The following is a 19,734-nucleotide window of genomic DNA, read 5'->3' as shown; positions in this document are numbered from 1 at the left end:
TTGAGAAAGTAAAAATTTAAACATTGATAAGAAGAATACCTCATTTTGAAAGCGGTTCATTTACTTTATTCTATACACATGGAAACGCTTTATAGCGAAGAACAAGATAAAGGGGGAAAATTAGGTGAAAAAGTTTTTAGCACTTAGTATGGCTGTTGTTTTATTACTAGGAGTTCTAAGCGCTTGTGGCAGTAAGGAAAGCTCTTCAAGCGGTGATGGCGGCGCCGTCAAATTAACCTTATGGCATCCAAAGGGAGACACATCTGATGCATATAAAGAAATTATTAATCAATTCAATCAGAAATATAAAGGGAAAATTCAAGCGGAACTAACTCTTATCCCAAGAGGTAATAAATATGCCTACGAAGATAAGGTTTCTGCAGCCGCAACAAGTAACACACTTCCTGATTTAGTGGCAATGGATGGCCCGAATGTCGCCAACTATGCGGACTCTGGTATTATCCAGCCAATTGATGGTCTAGTTGAAAATCAAGATGATTTCGTCAAGTCGATTATTACTCAAGGTACTTATAATGGGAAGTTATATACGGTTGGAGCAACTGAGTCAACTGTGGCCTTGTTTTATAACAAAAAAATGCTAGCCGATGCGGGCATCCAACCCCCTAGCAAGCTGGAAGATGCATGGACATGGGATCAATTCTATGAAGCTGCTAAAAAGTTAACAGATAAAAAGAAAGGCATTTATGGTGTCAACTGGACACTCGATTATGGTGAATGGATCATCTACTTCTCAGGCCCAACGGTTTGGAGTAATGGCGGAAGCTTTATCGCGAAAGACGGTTCAAAAGCGGATGGTTATGTGAATGGACCAAAAACTGTGGAAGCATTGAAGTATCTTCAAAAGTTTACGAAAGAAGGTCTAGTCAACTTACAGCCTAAACCTACTGAATTTGAGGAAGGCAAGGCTGCGATGATGTTAATGGGATCTTGGGAATGGAGAAAACTACAAGATTATCCGAAAACGGAGTGGGGCATCACTTATTATCCTAAGAGCAATAAGGGCGAACAAGTATCATCATCAGGTGATTGGAACTGGGGGATTTCAAAGGATACCAAGCATAAGAAAGAAGCGGCAACCCTTCTAAACTTCCTATTGAATAAGGAAAATGTGATTAAACTAGCTAAGGCAGATAATAAGCCGGCGGCACGTATGTCTTCTTTTGAAGAAATGACAGAATGGAACGAAGCGCCTCTTAACATCTTAAAAGATCAGGTATTAAATACGGCCCATCCAAGACCTGTAACAACTGCTTACCCTGTATTATCAACTAAGTACGGTCAGGCAGTCCAAAACATCTTCCTAGGCGGAAATGTAAAAGAAGAGTTAGATAAGGTAGCGAATGAAGTCGACAAGGAAATTGCGCGAAAAAAATAAAAACTAGATAAAAGGCAATCATCTGATTGCCTTTTTTCAAACAAGGTGGTGTGAAAAATGGAAACAATCGTTAGAAAAGGGGAAAGCCCGGTCAAGTACAAACGTGAAAGCCACATGACATACAAGCGTCAGCAAAAAGTGCTGGGTGTGTTGTTTTCTCTTCCAGCATTAGCCTTATTGTTTACATTTTTGATTTTGCCAGTAATCTTGGCATTTGTGTATAGCTTTATGAACTACAATATGTTAAATCCGGATGAAAAAGTGTTTACAGGCTTAGATAATTATATAAGACTATTTCAAGATAAAATCTTTTTCACGGCATTGAAAAACACATTATACTTTACCGTTCTTGTTGTCCCGCTTCAATGTGGAGTAGCGCTTTTCTTGGCCATTCTGGTAAATAAAAAGGTAAAGGCAGCCTCTCTCGGCCGAGTGTTTTTCTTTAGCCCCGTCGTCACCTCCATGGTCGTTGTGGCGATTTTATGGACTTTTTTATACAACGTGGATAACGGGCTTATCAATCATACTTTGAACTTTTTCGGAATCAAAAACCAGCCGTTTTTGTTAAGCCCAAACCAAGCGATGAATTCGATTATCTTTATGTCGATTTGGCAGGCTGCCGGGTTTCAAATGATGATCTTTCTTGCGGGATTGAAGGATGTGCCGGAGGAGTTATACGAAGCAGCTGAAATCGATGGGGCTAATGTATGGCAGAAGTTTCGAAATGTTACTTTGCCGTCTATTCAGCATGTTACTGGATTCGTGCTAATTATTACCACCATCCAGGCGTTTCGTTTATTCATCCAGCCGTATGTCATGACCAACGGAGGGCCTAGTGATTCGACTAAAACGTTAGTTTTCATGCTTTATGAAAATGGCTTCCAGTTCCGTGATGTTGGATATTCTTCAGCAATTGCGGTCATCTTTTTCCTAGTGGTCCTTGTTACATCTATGATTCTTAAAAAAATACTAAAACAATAAAGGGGTGGCTTCTGATGACAAACCGTATGAAAAAGCGATTGGGAAAAACGGGTATTACGATAAGCATCCTTGTACTTGGGTTTTTGTTTATCTCCCCGCTCCTTTGGATGATTATCGCATCGATTAAACCGGAAACATTAATTTTCAAGGATATGGGATTTGAAGCGTTTATCCCTAAACAAACGACTTTTGATAACTATTCAAAAATCCTATTCTCCGACAATATTAATTTCTTTCACTTTATGGGAAATAGTTTATTTACGGTTGGAATGATTGTCCTGCTCGGCACCATTGTTAATTCTATTTGTGCCTATGCACTCGTCAAATTGAAATTTCCAGGTAGTGATTATGTTTTATTGATTATTATTGCTTTATATGTAGTGCCATTTGAGAGCGTATTGATTCCTCTTTATATTGTTGTTAATAAATTCGGATGGATTAATCAATTTCCAGCACTTATTGTTCCGTTTATCGCTAGCGCCTTTAATATCTTCCTATTTAGACAGTTTTTCATGGGCTTTCCAAAGGAGTTGGAAGAAGCGGCCCAAATCGATGGGGCGACACCTTGGCAGACCTTTATCAAGATTGTGGTTCCAAATTCGAAACCTGTATTTGCTACAGCAGCCATTCTAACCTTTGTTACCCATTGGAGTGACTTCATGTGGCCGCTTATTGTAGCTACCGATCAATCTATTCAAACGGTACAAATTGGGATTCAGTATCTGTTTACGGATAATAACATCCAATACGGACAAATCATGGCTGCCCTAACACTAACAACTATTCCAGTCATTCTGATTTTCCTATTTTTCCAACGCTATTATGTTCAGGGAATCACTTCTAGTGGGGTGAAAGGATGATGAAGGAGGAAAAGCGCATGTACGAAATAGTTTCATTGGGGGAATTATTAATAGATTTAATCCCCCATAACGATTATACATCTGAAGCCCCTTCCTATGAAGCGAAGGTTGGGGGTGCGCCGGTGAATGTATTGTCGGGTTTAGCCAAGTGGGGCCACACCACTGCTTATATCTCAAAGGTAGGTAACGATGCTTTTGGAGCTTATCTGAAGAAACAAGTAAAAGGGGCAAATATCCATGCCGATTCTGTATTGACTGATGCTGCTGCCTCCACAACCGTTGCGATTGTATCTTTGGATGAGAATAAGAATCGAACCTTTGATTTTATCCGAAATCCTGGGGCGGACCAGCTGTTAACGAAGGATGAAATAAATGGGAGTTTGATTCGTGAAGCTAAGTTGTTTCACTTCGGCTCGCTTTCTTTGACTCATAATCCGTCCCGAGAAGCGACCTTGGAAGCATTGAGAGTGGCAAAAGAAAACCATAATATCATCTGCTATGATCCGAATTATCGTCCGTTATTATGGGATAACCAAGATGAGGCAAAAAGGTGGATGGTTGAAGGGCTTAAGTGGGCAGATATCGTCAAGATTTCGGATGAGGAAGTACAGTTCATTACGAATGAAGAAGATACCTTGATGGCTTCCCAAGTACTTGCCGAAACCCACCATATTCCTTTGTTATTCATGACAAAAGGAAAAGAAGGTGCGTTGGCCGTTTGTAATGGTCATGTCCTTGAAGAAGAGGGACATGCGGTACAGCCTGTGGATACGACAGGGGCTGGGGATTGCTTCATGGCATCGGTGCTGCATCAGTATCTGGATAAAAATAAGCCAATCCGTGAATTAACAAAACGGGACTTAACGGATATCCTCCAGTTTGCCAACCGAGTTGCTGCCCATTCTACGACCATAAAGGGCGGATTCAGTGTCGTACCCACTTTGGAGGAATTAGAAAAAATAACTAGAGGTGTTCAACATGTATGATCAGCAATATCGGCCCCAGCATCACTTCAGCCCAAAAGAAAACTGGATGAATGACCCGAATGGCTTGGTGTTTTACAAGGGAGAGTACCATCTCTTTTACCAATATCATCCTTACGGTACGGTATGGGGGCCCATGCACTGGGGCCATGCCGTAAGTAAAGATTTATTGCATTGGGAGGAGCTGCCGATCGCCCTTTATCCCGATGAGTTAGGGCAGATTTTTTCAGGAAGTGCTGTCGTTGACGCGCAGAATACAAGCGGCTTAAAGACGTCGGATGAAGATGTGATAGTTGCGATTTTTACGCACCACGGGGAGGACAATGAAAAACAAAGTATCGCTTATTCCAATGATCGAGGCAGAACATGGGTTAAGTATGAAGGGAATCCGGTTATTCCAAATCCAGGGCAAAAGGATTTCCGCGATCCGAAGGTGTTTTGGCATGAGGAGTCAGGAAAATGGGTGATGTCCCTGGCGAGTGGCGATTGCATTCGTTTCTATGGATCTCCTAATCTGATTGACTGGGGGCTTCTCTCTGAATTTGGCCGTGAATATGGAGCACATGGAGGAGTGTGGGAATGCCCAGACTTAATCCAGCTGCAGGTTGATGGGGAAGACCAAAAGAAATGGGTCTTGATTGTCAGTCTTAATCCAGGCGGGCCGAATGGCGGGTCTGCTGTCCAGTATTTTGTTGGAGAATTTGATGGTGTGGAGTTTATTTGTGATGTGCGTCCTGAGGTTGTGAAATGGGCGGATTTTGGCCGTGATTTTTATGCTGCCGTTACATGGAGTAATCATCCTGAACCGATCTGGATTGGCTGGATGAGTAACTGGCAATATGCCAATCAAGTTCCATCTGAGCCGTTTAGGAGTGCTATGTCGATACCAAGGAAGTTGGGACTGCGTCGGGTTGATGGGGAGTTCACCTTGATTCAATCCCCTATTGATCTTTTTTCATTAGTTAAGAAAGTGGCAGTATCAAATGAAACGATCACTCTAAGGTCTAGTGAGACCTATCAAGTTGAATTGGATAGCCGCCAATTATTTGCGAAAGCGAATGTGATGAACAGTACGGCTTCCGAGTTTTTAATCACTTTTAGAGGAGAGCAGGAACAGCTGGGGATAGTCTTTGATCACGAAAGAAAAGAAGTGCGGATCGATCGCAAGGAAAGTGGTCAGGTATCTTTTTCAGAGCATTTTGCCAGCGTCGATCGGATGCCGGTGTCAGAGTTCAATGATTTTACATTGATACTCGATAAGACTTCCATTGAGCTGTTTGTCAATCAGGGCAGCAGTGTCATGACAGAGTTATTCTTTCCATTAGATTCCGAATTTACCTTAGAGTTCAGGGCTGTGGATGGGGAAGTTGTTTTAGAAAATGTAGAGCTGTATCATCTTGAATCTACTTGGAAATAAGAAAGGGTGTTTACCATGAATCCTTGGGAAGGAAAGACCTCTGTATTCTTGAAAACTGTGACGAACATGGTCATCTTAAATTTATTATGGGTGATCTGTTCGCTGCCTGTAATGACGATTGGGCCTTCAACTGCTGCCATGTATGGGGTCATTAGAAAATGGCATTTGTATAAGGATGAAAGTGTCATTCGGAGTTTTATCCATGAATATCGGTTGTTTTTTAAACAAGGGCTTATGGTGGGAACTCCATGGATCTTCCTTGGGCTGCTGCTTTTATTGGATGCTTACTTTTTCTTGCTGGTTCCAAGTAACCTAAAAGTTGTACTTATTGTAATAACAGTCACGGCTTTTATTTTATATCTGATGACTAGTGCTTTATTGTTTTCCATTTTGGTTCATTATCAAACTAAGGGATGGGGCCTCGTTAAACAAGCGTTTACGTTTTCTGTTATTGACGGAAAGACCACTTTTGCGATTATCTTGATGTGGATTGGGGCTGTGATGGTGCTTTTTTATGCCCCATTAACCGTTTTCGTCATTGTTGTTCCAGTCTCAATGATATCGTTCAGGTTTTCTATGATATCTCTAGAAAAGGTTGGTAGATTGCCAAAGATTCAATCAAACTATTTTCCTAACAAAACGGGAATTGATTCACACTCGGTTAAATTTTAGTGAAGTGGAGAGCATCGGTTTGTAGCTGGAAAAATCACAGGGACGGTTCTCTTGCTTCCGAAGCAGGAGAACCGTCCCCGTGTTTCTAACATGGATTAATAAAATGATGCACCGACAATAATAAGAAGAATGAACAATACAACGATTAACACGAAAGTGCTGCCGCCGTAACCATAACCGCCGTAGCCGTAGCCACCGTAGCCGCCAAAGCCGTATCCTCCGAACCAGCCCATTATTTTCACCACCAATCATTTCAGATATCTGATTTCACTTTAGTATATTTTTTGAAGGCAAAGATGGTTTGGACAAATGTCCTTAGGTAGGACAAAATCAGGAATTTGCCTAAATGTTAAAAACGCCTGCTTTGGCAGACGTTTTCGGGAGGAAGAAACAATATGTTTGTTTGGTGTAGTAATAGCATATGTTTAAGAAGTAAAGGTGAATGGACAAGAGCTGATTTACATTAAAATAAAATAAGGCTTAACCCCTTGGGGATTTAAATCATCAGTTGCATACTCTAAAGTGTAGCCAGCCAAAACCATATTCAAAGCGTAGACTTCGACCTATAATAGGAAAGTCTCCAATGAAAAAAGCCCTTTTTCAAGGGCCTTTTTTACATATATCTTAGAAACAGATTACTGCTCCTACGATAATTAACAAGATGAATAATACGACGATCAAAGCAAAACCGCCGCCATATCCAAAACCACCGTAGCCACAGCCACAGCCACCATATCCACCAAAACCACCATAACCAAACATTGAATAGACCTCCTTTATAAACTTATTCATTAATAACATATGTCCAGAAAATTAAAATGGAAGGGCTTTTTCCCTAATTTTTGAGCATAGGGACGGTTCTTTTGCTTCCTTGGTGGTGAGCGAGCCTTTTCCTTGAATATCATCTTCGCGCACTTACCACGCCAAAATGAATTATAGAATGAACAGTTAGTGTTAGAATAAGTTGTCGGCCATTTTTTTACATGCACGATAAGCCAGTGCATGAGATTGACTTTTAAACAATCGAGAGCATGCATTTATTTTTACTATCAAGGGAAGGGGTTTGGGTTACATGCGATTACAAGGTAAGAAAGTTATCAGTTTAGTCCATCATGAATTTGAAGATTTAGAGCTGTGGTATCCTATTTTACGACTTCGCGAAGAGGGGGCCGTGGTCCATCTTGCGGGAGAGAAAGCACAGGAAAAATATATAGGAAAATATGGTGTGCCTGCGGAAAGTGATTTCGCCTATGGTGATGTGAAAGCAGCGGATTATGATGCGATTCTAGTTCCAGGTGGTTGGGCACCCGATAAGATCCGTCGTTTTCCTGAAGTTCTTACGCTGATTCAGGAGATGAATGAGAGCGAGAAGGCAATTGGGCAAATTTGTCATGCGGGCTGGGTGTTGATTTCAGCTAAAATCCTGAACGGGAAAAAGGTTACGAGTACACCTGGTATAAGAGATGATATGGAAAATGCAGGGGCCATTTGGTATGACGAACCTGTCGTAACCGATGGACATCTTGTGTCAAGCCGCCGTCCACCAGATCTACCTGACTATCTGCGGGAATTTATTCATGTAATAGAACGAAAATAGGATTGAAAGGAGCCTAACTAGTGTTGGGCTCTTTTCGCATATTTTAAGAGGGGGAGCAGAGGGACGGTTCTTTTGCTTCGGAAGCAAGAGAACCGTCCCCGTACTTCCTATTCAATGGCTCGACAATCTTTTTATAGTTTTGGAAGGGAAATCACGATTAGACCAGTACTTGCAGCTTTTTTAATCAAACGATTGAATAGTATAGCACATAACGAAAATAGGCGGAAATCTGTCGAAACTCCATACCATTTGTTATTGAATGATATAAAAGAATTCTGAGAGTTGGTAGAGAAAAAGAAAGAAAATACAGAATTGTGTAAAATATCACAGACGAACGATTCGGAAAGAATTAAAATAAACAACAAATCACATGACTCTTGAAAGGAGTAAACAGATGAAAAGGAATTATTTTCCACTTGTGTATTCATGTTCTGGATGTTCCTCTGCCGCCCAAACTGCCAATATGATTGCTATAAAAATGGATCGGGAGGATGTTGCTGAAATGTCTTGTATTGCTGGTGTCGGAGGTGACGTGAAACCACTGGTCAGAACTGCCAAATCAGAACGAGATATTATTGCAATAGACGGCTGCCCTTTGTCATGTACTAAGAGTTGCTTAAATAGGCATAATGTTGTTCCGAAATATCACTTTATTTTATCCGAGTTTGATGTACCGAAGTTGAATGGACAGGATCCCGATATCTTACGATTGTTATGAATACTTACAAACGAATATTGGAAGTTACTAATATTTTTTAAAGGACTGCTTTCTGCAAGTTGGCGTGGGTTATCCGCAAATAAGGCGGCAATATCCGCAAGTAAGCGGAGCTCATCCGCAAATTGAATTAGGTTTCGCAAGCTGGCATTGCTTATCCTCAATACCTGGAATAGGTGCCAATATAGGTGGGATTTGTGATGAGCGTCAGTCAAAAAAGTTACTGTGTAAAAGAGTTGAATTTTCACCAAAAAGGCATACATTTTGCACAAAATGTATGCCTTTTTTCAATTTTACTTATATTGTCGGACTACCTTTCTTAATCGTAAAATTATCCCCCAGCAACGCCCAGTTCGACGGAAAAGGATACCCCAACGCCCAGTAACTAATGCCTCGAAGGTTAAATTCCTTGGCCAAGTCGAACTTCGCTTGTGCACTCCGAGCGTCTTCAAACCAGACTTCATGGCCGCGGCCCTGTTCATCCGTATAACGGAAGAAAGGTGATTGGGTAGTGGTATCATATTGAATCGCCGCCCCATATTTAACGGCACGGGCGACCGCTTCTTGTGTACTAAATGTTTCGGCCTCTTGTCCTTGGACATGCGGAAGAAGCCAATCGCGGGCATAAATTTGGAAGCCCAAAAAGATTTTTTCTCCCGGCATGACGCTTCTTGCGTATTCCACGACACGCCTCATTTGGTCAATCGGTGAAATCGCCTGTGGGGGTCCGAGCCGGTATCCCCATTCATATGTCATCAGAACCACAAAATCGGTAATTCTGCCATGTGCTTCATAATCATGTGCTTCGTATAATAAACCTGCTTGGGTTGCACTGACTTTTGGAGCCAAGGCCGTTGAAACAAAATAGCCCTTAGGATGCAGCCGATCCACTGCAAGTTGGAGGAAAGTGTTGTAATTCTCTCGATCAGCAGGTAACACATTTTCAAAATCGATGTTGGCGCCCTTATATCCCTTTTGGTCCATAATCTGAAGCATATTAGTTAGGACTTTTTCGCGTAAACTTGGGGTGGATAAAAGAGTATGTGCCACATTGGAGCCGGCTGCTGATGAGGTGAAATTTGTAATCGACATCATTGGTACCACATTTTTAGCTAAGGCAGCTTGAATGGTTAATTCATCATGCGCTGGGGAAAGATCGCCATTTTCATTGATTAAGTAAGCAAACGGACTTATATAGGTTAAATAGGGAGCCAGTTCGTTTACCGTATCTGCGGCTGCTTGGTCGGGTTGATACGTATAGGCATTGACTTCAATCGTCGGTTTTCGGGTCGGTATTCTTAAAGGAGTGCCCTGATAAATGACGTTTGGATTTTGAATCTGATTTTCAGTGATTAATGCTTGAACGGTAATCCCATAGCGGTTGGCAATTTGCCATAGCGTTTCCCCTGCTTGAACGATATGAATTCTTGGAGGGATGATTAACTTTGTACCTGGATATAAGACAGAAGGATTGGTGAGTTGATTGGCTTGAATGATTGAGTTAATTGATACACCATACTGTTGTGAAATCGCCCATAACGTATCTCCGTACTTAACAATGTGCGATGTGCCAGGGACAGGGACGACTAATGACTGGCCAATTACCAGCTGATTGGGGTTTTGAAGCCCATTTAATTGAACAATTTGGTTCATATTGACTTTGTATTGATTGGCGATTTGCCAGAGTGTTTCTCCGCTGCGGACCACATGTATGACCACGAGCATCTCCTCCTGCTTTATTTCAATAATGTACTATATGCACCTAATTGGGGCTTCGACTCCTGTAGGTGAAAGTTTATTACAGGACCGAGTGTCTTTGTTAATAAGAAAAAACACGCTAAGTCCAGCGTGTTTTGTGTTAGTTCTTTATTATGTAAAAAGAAACAGGAACGTTGAAATTGCTTTTCTAGAAGAGGGCTTATTCTGCGAAAAAAATAGGCAAATAAAAAAAGAGCTTTATAGCTCTTACCCAAAAAACAGTAGTATCAGCCCCGCCTACGCTGTATACCATGATGACCACGTTTGCCATCCGACCTATTTACATTATAATTGAAAGCGTTTGCAAAATCAAGTGTTTTCTTAATGAGGGGGAACTTCGGGAAGCAAGAGAACCGTCCCTGCGCTTCTTTTGGGTGGAGAGGGGAAGCAAGAGAACCTCCCCTACGCTCCTTTTGGTGGATACGGGAAGCAAGAGAACCGTCCCTACGCTTCTTTTGGGCGGAAAGAGGAAGCAAAAGAACCGTCCCTATGCTTCCCAAATTGTGCTATATGCACTGATAATTTCGCACAGGCATAGCTTGTACTATTTCCATTATCTATTATTGGACAAGGTTTGAACCTTGTTAAAGGAGATGATAGCAAATTGGCAACAGTATCAATTGTGAGCATTTTTACTAGAGGCTCGAGGTCAAGTGATACGGAGGAGCTGCGGCTGGCAAGGGTCCAGGCAGATATCCGCCGTTCTAATGAAGTCTGGAATACTGGTATTGCTCCAGGAGTAGCTTGCGGGATAAATTTTGTCTCGTCACGCGTGTTTTACCGCCCTGATTATACCATTCCGGCAAGTACCGTTGCGGACAATAGCGACCCAAGGGTTGTAAGTCTGCTTAATGATATCAAAACTCAAACCAACAATGCGACTGCTATATATGTCGTTTATTTAAGCGAACAAACTTTAAGCTCCGGTGCCATCGGCAACGCGGGTCCAGTTTTTTCATTTTTTAATAGTACTACTGATTTTGGACTTGTTGGACATGCTGTGATGAGTGACGGAGCCTTCGATTCGTATGCCCTTGCTCACGAATCTGGACATGTTCTATTTGGGCGCTTTTTGAACAATAATGACCCTAATAGTTTTACGATTAATGATCCTTCCAACCCTGGCAGTGGTCACAATAATGATCCACAAAATGTCATGTTCCCCATTATTCCTGCCAGCAATCCCTTCATCAATGGCACTCAGTGTTCTGTAGCTAGACAAAGTAGAGTCGTGTTGAATGACCCTGTTTCTGCTAGTGGTTTTGTTTCAACGGTTAACGCAGCCGGATTTAGTTCTGCATCCGACAATGAATCATTCGATTCTTTAGAGAGCAGTAGCTCGTTTGTTCCTGTAGAGAGTAGTGATTCAGAGGATTGCGGCTGCCACCACAAGGACAAGCGTAGAAGAATGATGGAACTTCTAAGTTCAATGGTTAACTCTGGTGCATTCAGTTCAACGGGAGACGCTGATCTATTCGAATCTTTTGAGAGTAGTAGTTCAGGGGATTGCCGCAGACACCACAGAAAACGCAAAGAGAGCAGAGAAGTTAAAATGCTAAATCAACAGGTTTCTCAAATGTTGAGAAGACTGGGTCCGGACAAAGTTAGAGAAGTACCTTTGAAGTGCCGTAAGAAAAGAAAGTGTTGTAAAGATAGAGAGTGATAGATAGAAGCAGGGGAACGGTTTGAGCCGTTCCCCTGTTTCTATTAAGGAATATACTGTTCGGTAATCTTCGTGACAACCCCATTTTTTACTTCGATATGAAAAGGAATTTGGTGGTGCGTATCTCGTTGTTTCAAAAAGGTGATAAACTGGCTTCTTGTTACATTTTCATTCCAGGTGATTTTGTATAAACTTCGTGTTTGTAATACATAGCGGGCCGATTTTGAAATAGTAAAGGTCCGTATTTTGGGATTAACGTTTCGAATCCAGTATCCATCTGGAGCATGATCCATTTCCTTCGAGCATTTACAGTCTTTTATAAACTCTCTATCAGCAGCCTTGCCAAAATACCATTGGATATAATCAAATTTCCCCACCCATTTGCCATGGACCAGATTGAAGGAAGTAATATAGGTGGCTGCATTCTCCGTTATGGGGTGCTTTGCAACCTGAGTTCGTGCATATGCATTTGATAGAGATGAGGGCAGTAATAACAAAGTAAAAAGCATACATACAGGAAAAAAGAGTTTAATAAATTTTGGAAACTTCATACATAATTCCCCCTATTTATATTAGACCTATAGATAGACTATAATTGGTATAAGTTAAAAACAGTGTCGATATAGGGGTAAAGGGAAAAATTTTTTAGTAAGCAAAGGGACGGTTCTCATGCTTCGGAAGCATGAGAACCGTCCCCCTGATTCTGGAGGGATATCAATGACAGCTGGGGAACGAGGCCGAGTTCTTATTGTGGATGATGAGGTTTTGATTAGGCAGGGGATTAAGCATTATCTTAATTGGGAACAGGAAGGCTTTGAGGTGGTTGGAGAGGCCTCACATGGTGTCGAAGCGCTTGAAATGATTGAGGTTGTAAGACCTCATATTATTATTACCGATATCGCCATGCCGATCATGGATGGAGAAGAATTAACGAGAATCGTGAAGGAACGGTTTCCTTCTATTGAAGTAATTGTCTTAAGCAGTTATGGTGACTTTGACTATGTCCGCTCCACGTTTCAAAGTGGTGTGGTTGATTATATCTTAAAGCCGAAGCTTGATGCAGAAGGCCTCTTAAACGTGCTCAAGAAGGCAGCTAGCAGAATACCATCGCTTAAATCGGCGGACAGGCCAGTAGATGGAAATCCTTCTATTGAACAAATGATTACGAAACTGATTTCTGGCTATCAAGCAGACTATGATTCTGCACAACTATCTGCGGCCTTTCCGAATCCACGATTTTGCTTGTTAGGTGTGAACCTTAAAAGCGGACAAGCGGAACTGCCTAATGATGTTAAGAAAAAAATGACCACAGGCTTAACGGAGCATAACTATTCTTTTTATTTTGAAAAAAAGATCGTCGTTGTCAACGGTGAGGATTTTTCTAGACTGATTCATTTTGCTAAAAACTTAGCAGAGTCTGAAGCAGGTCTCCGTTTTGCACTCAGTGAGGAGTTTGTGGACTTCTCAAAGATTGGTAATGTCTACAAAGAAGAACTATTTCCGCTATTAAACTATCAGTTTTATTTTCCTGAGCAGCGGATCCTTACAAAAGAAGATTTGCCGAAGCTTCCGCCTAAATTCGAGAACTTTAATTTAGATTGGTTTACGAGTGAATTTAAGCGACAGCACTTTGAATCTGCGTTTGATTATTTACAGGAGCATGTAAACGCATTATCTGCCTGCTATACAACGGACGTGTACGAATACAAGTCTTTTTTTGGCAACATTATCTTTAACATCCTCATTCTGCTTAGCAATATGGAATACGATGTAAGGGAATTAGAGCAAGATAAGTATACCTATTTTAAGGCCTTTGAGGATGCTCACTCTGCAGTTGAGGCCGTAGAAAAATTGGCTGAATTTATTGCTGAAGCCAAAAAAACGATCCACACCTCTGCCTTTCAACCGGAAAATGACCAGATTAAGAAAATACTAGATTATCTGAATGATCATTACACCGAGCCGCTGACACTTACAGGCGTCGCTCAGTATTTTCACTTTAATCCTTCCTATCTGTCTAGTTATTTTTCGACCCATCATGGGGAAGGGTTTATTGAATACCTGAATCGGATCCGGATTGAAGAAGCAACCAAGCTGCTCATTCAAGGAACGGCCCGCATCTCGGAAATCAGCGGGATGGTTGGTTATTCAGACCACAGTTATTTTTGCAAGGTATTTAAAAAAATAAAAGGACTGTCACCGAGCCAGTTCAGAAGAAAACAATTGATGTGAAAAGTGATGGTAACCTTATGAGATTCATTCCAGAACGTTTTAGGCATAACAATTTATTTATCACGATGTTTTTGATTACCGTCCTGATGATTATCACCGTTTCCATCACGATCACGTGGACAACGATTCGCATGGCGGAGCAGTTCTTTTTTGAAAAATTCAGCATTACTAATGCGAAAGTGATGGACCAAGTACAAGACAGTTTTGAGAAGTATCACTACGCGGTGGTGATGGCGTCTAACAGTTTGCTGCAAAGTGTGGCGATCAAGGACGTGCTAACCACGAAAGAGGGATCGAACGTCGACCGTTTAGCGTCCATTTTTACCCTGAGTCAACTGACAAAACGGATTGAACCCACTTTGGCTTCTTATGATGTTGGCATTATGGTAAGAGGGAAAAATGGCGTGAACTATGCAACCAATGATCGTACCTATTGGCCGATCACCGATGAAGCGTTAACGAAAAGCATCTTGACAAGGAATACAATGGAAAACCCGAAAAGATTGCTCTACCAATATGATCACCGTAACGGTACAGAGGAAGGTCATTACATTATTGCATCCAAGGCGTTAATGGATCGGTCTGGAATTGTCTATGGATCCATGTATATTACCATTCGAGAGAGTGAATTTAGAAAATTTTATTCCAATTACACCACTCCAGGTAATAATGTTTTTTTAATTAATAAGCAAGGCACGATTGTTTCGAGTAATCTGTCTAACCTTATCGGTAAAAAATCACCCGAGCTGCGGGATTATGCCGTCGAAATCGGGAAGAACGAAAAGGATAATCAAATTATCGGAGATTTTATGGGTAAGGAACAAATCATTATGATGGAATATCTCCCATCTTTTGATATGTACATGCTTAACATCATTGATAAGGAAACCGCGTTTGGAGATTTAATTGACAAAAAGAAAATCCTGCTTATTTCAATGGGGATTGTCTTTGTGGCTCTATTTTTCGTGCTTTTCGCCTCGAGGCGGTTGACAAATGGCTTGTCAAAGCTGGTCAAGCAAATTAAAAGTGCATCAGAACATGACTTTGACGAATATGTTTCAGTGTCTGGTACGTACGAAACAAGGCAGATCGGCACGGCGTTTAACTCGATGCTGGATGAACTCCACGAATATGTCGATCAGCTGGTATTATCACAAAAACAGCGCCGTAATGCCGAGCTCGCCGCCCTGCAGCAGCAAATAAACCCGCATTTCTTATACAACACATTGGCCTCGATCAAGTTTATGGTGGGGCAGGGAAGTAAGGAAGAAACCGAATTGATGATTCAATCGTTAATTTCCTTATTGCAGAACACACTTGGTAATGTTAGTGAAACGATTACGGTAAAGCAGGAAGTCGATAATTTACGAAATTATGTCTTCATCAATCAAAAACGCTACGGTGACCGGATTAAAGTCAACTACTTCGTTTCACCAGATTGTCTGGACCTGCAAATACCAAAACTGATTCTTCAGCCCTTTATGGAAAATGCCTTTTTTCACGGCTTCAACCATAAACCAGAAGGATCTATTCATGTCCTCGTCTGGCTGGAAGGAGATCAGTTGATTTGCGAGATTGTCGATAATGGGGATGGGATGGAAATTTCAGAGGAAAGCCATCTGCCTAGTACGAAGCGAAAACAGGCATTCTCCGGGATTGGGGTAAGAAATGTTCATGAGCGAATTCAACTGATCTATGGTGAATCCTACGGGGTAACCATCACGAGTGAGCTTGGCAAAGGGACAAAGGTGCGAGTTTCTCTTCCGATCCAAAAATAGTCCTAAAATCTAAAAATAGTCCAATTTTTAAAAAAGTAAGCGGATTCACCTTGTAAAGATAGTACAAATTTATAAAAATATCGTCCTAACGGATTCCCCTTAGAGGGTGCTAACATTGTACTTGTAAGCGGGATAACGCTTACAAAGATACTGAATTATACTTGGGGGGAAATTAGATGAAAAAGGTACTTGCACTATTATTAGTCAGTATCCTGATGTTAGCTGCCTGTTCTTCAGGTTCGAAAACAGAAGAGGCTTCAGGAACTTCAAAGGATACCAATAAAGTAACGGTATGGGCATGGGATCCTAATTTTAATATTAAAGCGATGAAACTAGCAAAAGATGCCTATAAGTCGATCAATTCAGACGTTGATATTCAGGTAATTGAAAATGCCCAAGATGACATTATTCAAAAGTTGAATACAAGCTTAAGCTCTGGCACGACTAAGGGTCTGCCAAATATTGTATTGATTGAAGATTATCGTGCTCAAAGCTTCCTTCAGGCTTATCCTGATATGTTCTATGATTTAACTGGAAAATTTAATGCAAAAGATTTTGCACAGTATAAAATTGCTCCAACAAGCGTGGATGGTAAAAACTACGGCCTTCCATTTGATACGGGTGTAGCAGGACTTTACGTTCGAACGGACTATTTAGAAAAAGCTGGTTACACAGTAGCCGATTTACAAAATATTGACTGGAAAAAGTACATTGAAATTGGGAAAAAAGTAAAAGCAGCAACTGGTAAAAACATGCTGACACAAGACCCTAACGACCTTGGTCTGATTCGTATGATGATCCAATCAGCTGGATCTTGGTATACAAAAGAAGACGGCAAAACACCTAACTTAGCTGGAAATAAAGCATTGAAAGTTGCTTTTGAAACGTATAAAGAGCTTTTAGATGCCGATTTAGTCACACCTGTTTCTGACTGGAGTCAATTCTTAGCTGGATTTAACAACGGTGATGTTGCAACCATTCCTACAGGTAACTGGATTACCCCGTCTGTAAAGGCAGAAGCAGCACAATCTGGTAAATGGGCAGTTGTTCCAATGCCTCGTCTTGATATTGAAGGGGCCGTTAACGCTACAAACTTAGGCGGAAGCTCATGGTATGTTTTAAATGTTCCTGGAAAAGAAAAAGCAGCTGAATTCCTTGCCAAAACATTTGGCTCAAACGTTGATTTCTATCAGACCTTGAATAAAGAAATGGGTGCCATCGGTACGTATGCACCTGCAACTAAAGGTGAAGCGTATCAGGCCGCTGACGAATTCTTTGGCGGACAGAAGGTTGTTTCTGATTTTGCGAAATGGACCGAGCAAATTCCACAAATCAACTATGGCTTGCATACGTATGCGATTGAAGACCTTTTAGCAGTGGAAGCTCAAAACTATATTAAAGGTAAAAAGCTTGATAAGGCGTTAGAAGATGCCCAAAAACAAGCTGAGGCGCAAATTAAATAAGCTGAATTTAATAAGAAATTAAGCCTCGGGAACTCACCGGCTTCTCCTAATTGGTTTAATGGAGCGATCAACATACGTCAGGTGAGATGGTTCCGGGGCTTTTTTTGAAAAAATAGAATTGAGAATTGTCTAGCTCCAGCGTCCGCTGAACAGGACGCTTGCGCTTTTCTAATAAGGAGTTGAGTCGATTGATTACTGCAAAAACGAAGCAAAATATCCAAACTGTCCATTCTACCCGAGGCTTTCGGATCAAAAATACCGCCATTGGCTGGTCTTTTATTGCCATTGCCGCTGTGATGATTTGTGTATTTTATTTTTATCCAATGGTTCAGGCTTTTATCATGTCGTTGCAATCCGGCACCGGTACAAACCTTACATTTGTCGGCTTTGAAAACTATGCCCGCTTATTGAAGGATCCAACATTCCTTACAACCGTGAAGAATACGGTCATTTATTTAATTATTCAAGTACCGGTGATGATTCTTCTGGCCTTATTTATTTCCGTTATGCTGAACGATAAAACGATGAAATTGAAAGGCGTTTTCCGCACGGCGATCTTTTTGCCATGTGTCACCTCACTGGTGGCTTACTCGGTTATCTTTAAATATTTGTTTGGTGAGCAAGGGATTATTAACATTTTCCTCGTAAAATTATCGCTTATTTCCGAGCCGATTCATTGGCTGACTGATCCCTTCTGGGCAAAAATCGCGATCATTGTGGCGATTACTTGGCGCTGGACCGGATATAACATGATTTTCTATCTTTCTGCTCTGCAAAATATTGATCAATCAATTTATGAAGCGGCCAAGATTGATGGGGCTTCAAGCTTTCAAACTTTTTTCAAAATTACTATCCCAATGTTGAAGCCGATCATTTTATTTACGTCGATTACGTCAACAATCGGTACCCTTCAGTTGTTTGATGAAGTCATGAATATTACCCAAGGTGGACCGGGCAACGCGACGATGACAATTTCCCAGTACATCTACAACTTGTCCTTTAAATACACGCCTGACTTCGGGTATGCAGCAACCGTATCGTACGCAATTGTGATTATGATCGTGATCTTCTCGATCATCCAGTTCAAAGTGGCAGGTGATAAAAATGATTAAAAAAGTATTTAGCTATGGATTTTTAGCCGTTTGTGCCATCGTTTCTATTTTTCCATTTTTGTGGATGATTGTTAGCGCCACCAATAAATCAGTCGATGTGACAAAAGGCCGTTTATTACCAGGCAGCCATTTTATGGAGAACTTACACCATCTGTTGGACACGGTCGACCTTGTACCTGCTTTAATGAATTCAACCAAGATTTCCATTACGACCACCGTGCTTTCTTTGCTGATTGCTTCCTTGGCGGGCTATGGATTTGAGATTTATCAAAGTAAAGCAAAAGACATGGTGTTTAATTTCTTGTTATTGTCGATGATGATTCCATTTGCGGCTCTCATGGTTCCTTTGTTCAGAATGTTTGGCATGATTTCTCAATCTGTCCCGTTTTTGGGAATTGACACGTTTGCATCGGTTATTTTACCAACGGTGACAACGGCGTTTTTGATCTTTTTCTTTCGCCAGAGTACGAAAATGTTTCCAAAGGATATTTTAGAAGCAGGTCGTATTGATGGTTTGACCGAGCTTGGCTGTTTTTTCCGAATTTATTTGCCAACGATGAAAACGACTTATGCTGCCGGTGCGATTATTACGTTTATGGCTAGCTGGAATAGTTATTTATGGCCGCTTGTTGTGTTGCAGTCTCCGGAGCATCAGACGATTCCGTTATTGATTTCTGTTCTTGGGTCTAGTTATTCACCAGATTTCGGAATGATTATGACGGCGATCGTGATTGCCACGCTGCCGGCTGCGTTGATTTTCTTTATCATGCAGAAGCACTTTGTTGCAGGGATGATGGGATCGGTGAAATAGACATTTTTTTGAAAAATTTCTGTTGTTTTTGATACGGTTCATGGATGAAAATTGGTAGATGAGGGCTGCTTTGGTAAAAGTAGAGGCGGCTCATTGCCCAAGGGCGAGATATGAGGGCTGCATCGGTAAAAGAAGAGGTGTTTCATTGACCGAGGGCGGAATAGGAGGGCTGCTTCGGTCAATGAAGAGGTGGTTCATTGCTCGAGAGCGGAATATGAGGGCTGCTTTGGTCAATGAAGAGGCAGTTCATTGCCCGAGAGCGGAATACGAGCGCGACTTCGGTAAATGAAAGGTCG

At 41.3% G+C, this 19,734-nt stretch carries 18 protein-coding genes; 14 read left to right on the top strand and 4 right to left on the bottom strand.

Features of this window, described 5'->3' with window-relative positions; all coding sequences use genetic code 11:
• Positions 1–124: 124 nt before the first annotated feature.
• The 6 genes from L1999_RS27020 to L1999_RS26995 are packed head-to-tail and all read left to right on the top strand — an operon-like array spanning position 125 to position 6,309.
• Positions 125–1,396, top strand: a complete 1,272-nt coding sequence (locus L1999_RS27020) for an ABC transporter substrate-binding protein (RefSeq protein ID WP_235741344.1) — start codon at positions 125–127, stop codon at positions 1,394–1,396.
• Positions 1,397–1,453: 57 nt separating this feature from the next.
• Positions 1,454–2,377 (top strand): carbohydrate ABC transporter permease, encoded by a 924-nt coding sequence (locus L1999_RS27015; protein WP_235741343.1) that lies wholly within the window; start codon positions 1,454–1,456, stop codon positions 2,375–2,377.
• A 14-nt stretch (positions 2,378–2,391) separates the two neighbouring features.
• Complete coding sequence (locus L1999_RS27010) at positions 2,392–3,237, top strand: carbohydrate ABC transporter permease (RefSeq protein ID WP_235741342.1); 846 nt, start codon at positions 2,392–2,394, stop codon at positions 3,235–3,237.
• Positions 3,238–3,254: 17 nt separating this feature from the next.
• Positions 3,255–4,223, top strand: a complete 969-nt coding sequence (locus L1999_RS27005) for a carbohydrate kinase family protein (protein ID WP_235741341.1) — start codon at positions 3,255–3,257, stop codon at positions 4,221–4,223.
• Positions 4,216–5,637, top strand: coding sequence for a glycoside hydrolase family 32 protein (locus L1999_RS27000; protein ID WP_235741340.1), 1,422 nt, complete (start codon positions 4,216–4,218; stop codon positions 5,635–5,637). Before L1999_RS27005 ends, L1999_RS27000 begins: the two co-directional genes overlap by 8 nt.
• Before the next feature lie 15 nt (positions 5,638–5,652).
• Positions 5,653–6,309, top strand: coding sequence for a YesL family protein (locus tag L1999_RS26995; protein WP_235741339.1), 657 nt, complete (start codon positions 5,653–5,655; stop codon positions 6,307–6,309).
• Positions 6,310–6,404: 95 nt separating this feature from the next.
• Here the strand turns inward: L1999_RS26995 and L1999_RS26990 are convergent, their stop codons facing one another.
• Both L1999_RS26990 and L1999_RS26985 read right to left on the bottom strand, forming a co-directional pair.
• Positions 6,405–6,542 (bottom strand): YjcZ family sporulation protein, encoded by a 138-nt coding sequence (locus tag L1999_RS26990; RefSeq protein ID WP_215041678.1) that lies wholly within the window; start codon positions 6,540–6,542, stop codon positions 6,405–6,407.
• Positions 6,543–6,933: 391 nt separating this feature from the next.
• Positions 6,934–7,071: a YjcZ family sporulation protein gene (locus L1999_RS26985; protein WP_235741338.1), complete on the bottom strand. Its 138-nt coding sequence runs from the start codon at positions 7,069–7,071 to the stop codon at positions 6,934–6,936.
• 310 nt (positions 7,072–7,381) lie between these two features.
• Here L1999_RS26985 and L1999_RS26980 point away from each other — a divergent pair, with 310 nt between their 5' ends.
• Both L1999_RS26980 and L1999_RS26975 read left to right on the top strand, forming a co-directional pair.
• Positions 7,382–7,906 (top strand): type 1 glutamine amidotransferase domain-containing protein, encoded by a 525-nt coding sequence (locus L1999_RS26980; protein ID WP_235741337.1) that lies wholly within the window; start codon positions 7,382–7,384, stop codon positions 7,904–7,906.
• A gap of 394 nt (positions 7,907–8,300) precedes the next feature.
• The gene (locus L1999_RS26975; protein ID WP_235741336.1) at positions 8,301–8,624 is read left to right on the top strand and encodes a putative zinc-binding protein; all 324 of its coding nucleotides are present in this window, start codon (positions 8,301–8,303) and stop codon (positions 8,622–8,624) included.
• A gap of 294 nt (positions 8,625–8,918) precedes the next feature.
• Here the strand turns inward: L1999_RS26975 and L1999_RS26970 are convergent, their stop codons facing one another.
• On the bottom strand, positions 8,919–10,340 hold the full coding sequence (locus L1999_RS26970) for a LysM peptidoglycan-binding domain-containing protein (protein WP_235741335.1): 1,422 nt from the start codon (positions 10,338–10,340) through the stop codon (positions 8,919–8,921).
• A 643-nt stretch (positions 10,341–10,983) separates the two neighbouring features.
• Between L1999_RS26970 and L1999_RS26965 the strand changes: the two genes are divergently transcribed.
• The gene (locus L1999_RS26965) at positions 10,984–12,042 is read left to right on the top strand and encodes a zinc metalloprotease (RefSeq protein WP_235741334.1); all 1,059 of its coding nucleotides are present in this window, start codon (positions 10,984–10,986) and stop codon (positions 12,040–12,042) included.
• Between the two features lie 44 nt (positions 12,043–12,086).
• Here L1999_RS26965 and L1999_RS26960 read toward each other — a convergent pair whose 3' ends face one another.
• Positions 12,087–12,593, bottom strand: coding sequence for a hypothetical protein (locus tag L1999_RS26960; protein ID WP_235741333.1), 507 nt, complete (start codon positions 12,591–12,593; stop codon positions 12,087–12,089).
• A gap of 166 nt (positions 12,594–12,759) precedes the next feature.
• On the opposite strand from L1999_RS26960, the gene L1999_RS26955 reads away from it, so the two are divergent.
• From L1999_RS26955 to L1999_RS26935, 5 genes are all read left to right on the top strand, one after another.
• Complete coding sequence (locus L1999_RS26955) at positions 12,760–14,274, top strand: response regulator transcription factor (RefSeq protein WP_235741332.1); 1,515 nt, start codon at positions 12,760–12,762, stop codon at positions 14,272–14,274.
• A 17-nt stretch (positions 14,275–14,291) separates the two neighbouring features.
• Positions 14,292–16,052: a sensor histidine kinase gene (locus tag L1999_RS26950; protein WP_235741331.1), complete on the top strand. Its 1,761-nt coding sequence runs from the start codon at positions 14,292–14,294 to the stop codon at positions 16,050–16,052.
• 176 nt (positions 16,053–16,228) lie between these two features.
• Positions 16,229–17,515, top strand: coding sequence for an ABC transporter substrate-binding protein (locus L1999_RS26945; RefSeq protein ID WP_235741330.1), 1,287 nt, complete (start codon positions 16,229–16,231; stop codon positions 17,513–17,515).
• A gap of 188 nt (positions 17,516–17,703) precedes the next feature.
• Complete coding sequence (locus tag L1999_RS26940) at positions 17,704–18,627, top strand: carbohydrate ABC transporter permease (protein WP_430539995.1); 924 nt, start codon at positions 17,704–17,706, stop codon at positions 18,625–18,627.
• Complete coding sequence (locus L1999_RS26935; protein ID WP_430539994.1) at positions 18,620–19,438, top strand: carbohydrate ABC transporter permease; 819 nt, start codon at positions 18,620–18,622, stop codon at positions 19,436–19,438. The genes L1999_RS26940 and L1999_RS26935 overlap by 8 nt, the downstream gene beginning before the upstream one ends.
• Positions 19,439–19,734: the final 296 nt, after the last annotated feature.

Source organism: Neobacillus drentensis, assembly GCF_021560175.1.
Taxonomy (GTDB): Bacteria; Bacillota; Bacilli; order Bacillales; family Cytobacillaceae; genus Neobacillus; species Neobacillus drentensis_A.
This window is presented reverse-complemented; position numbering and strand designations above follow the sequence as displayed.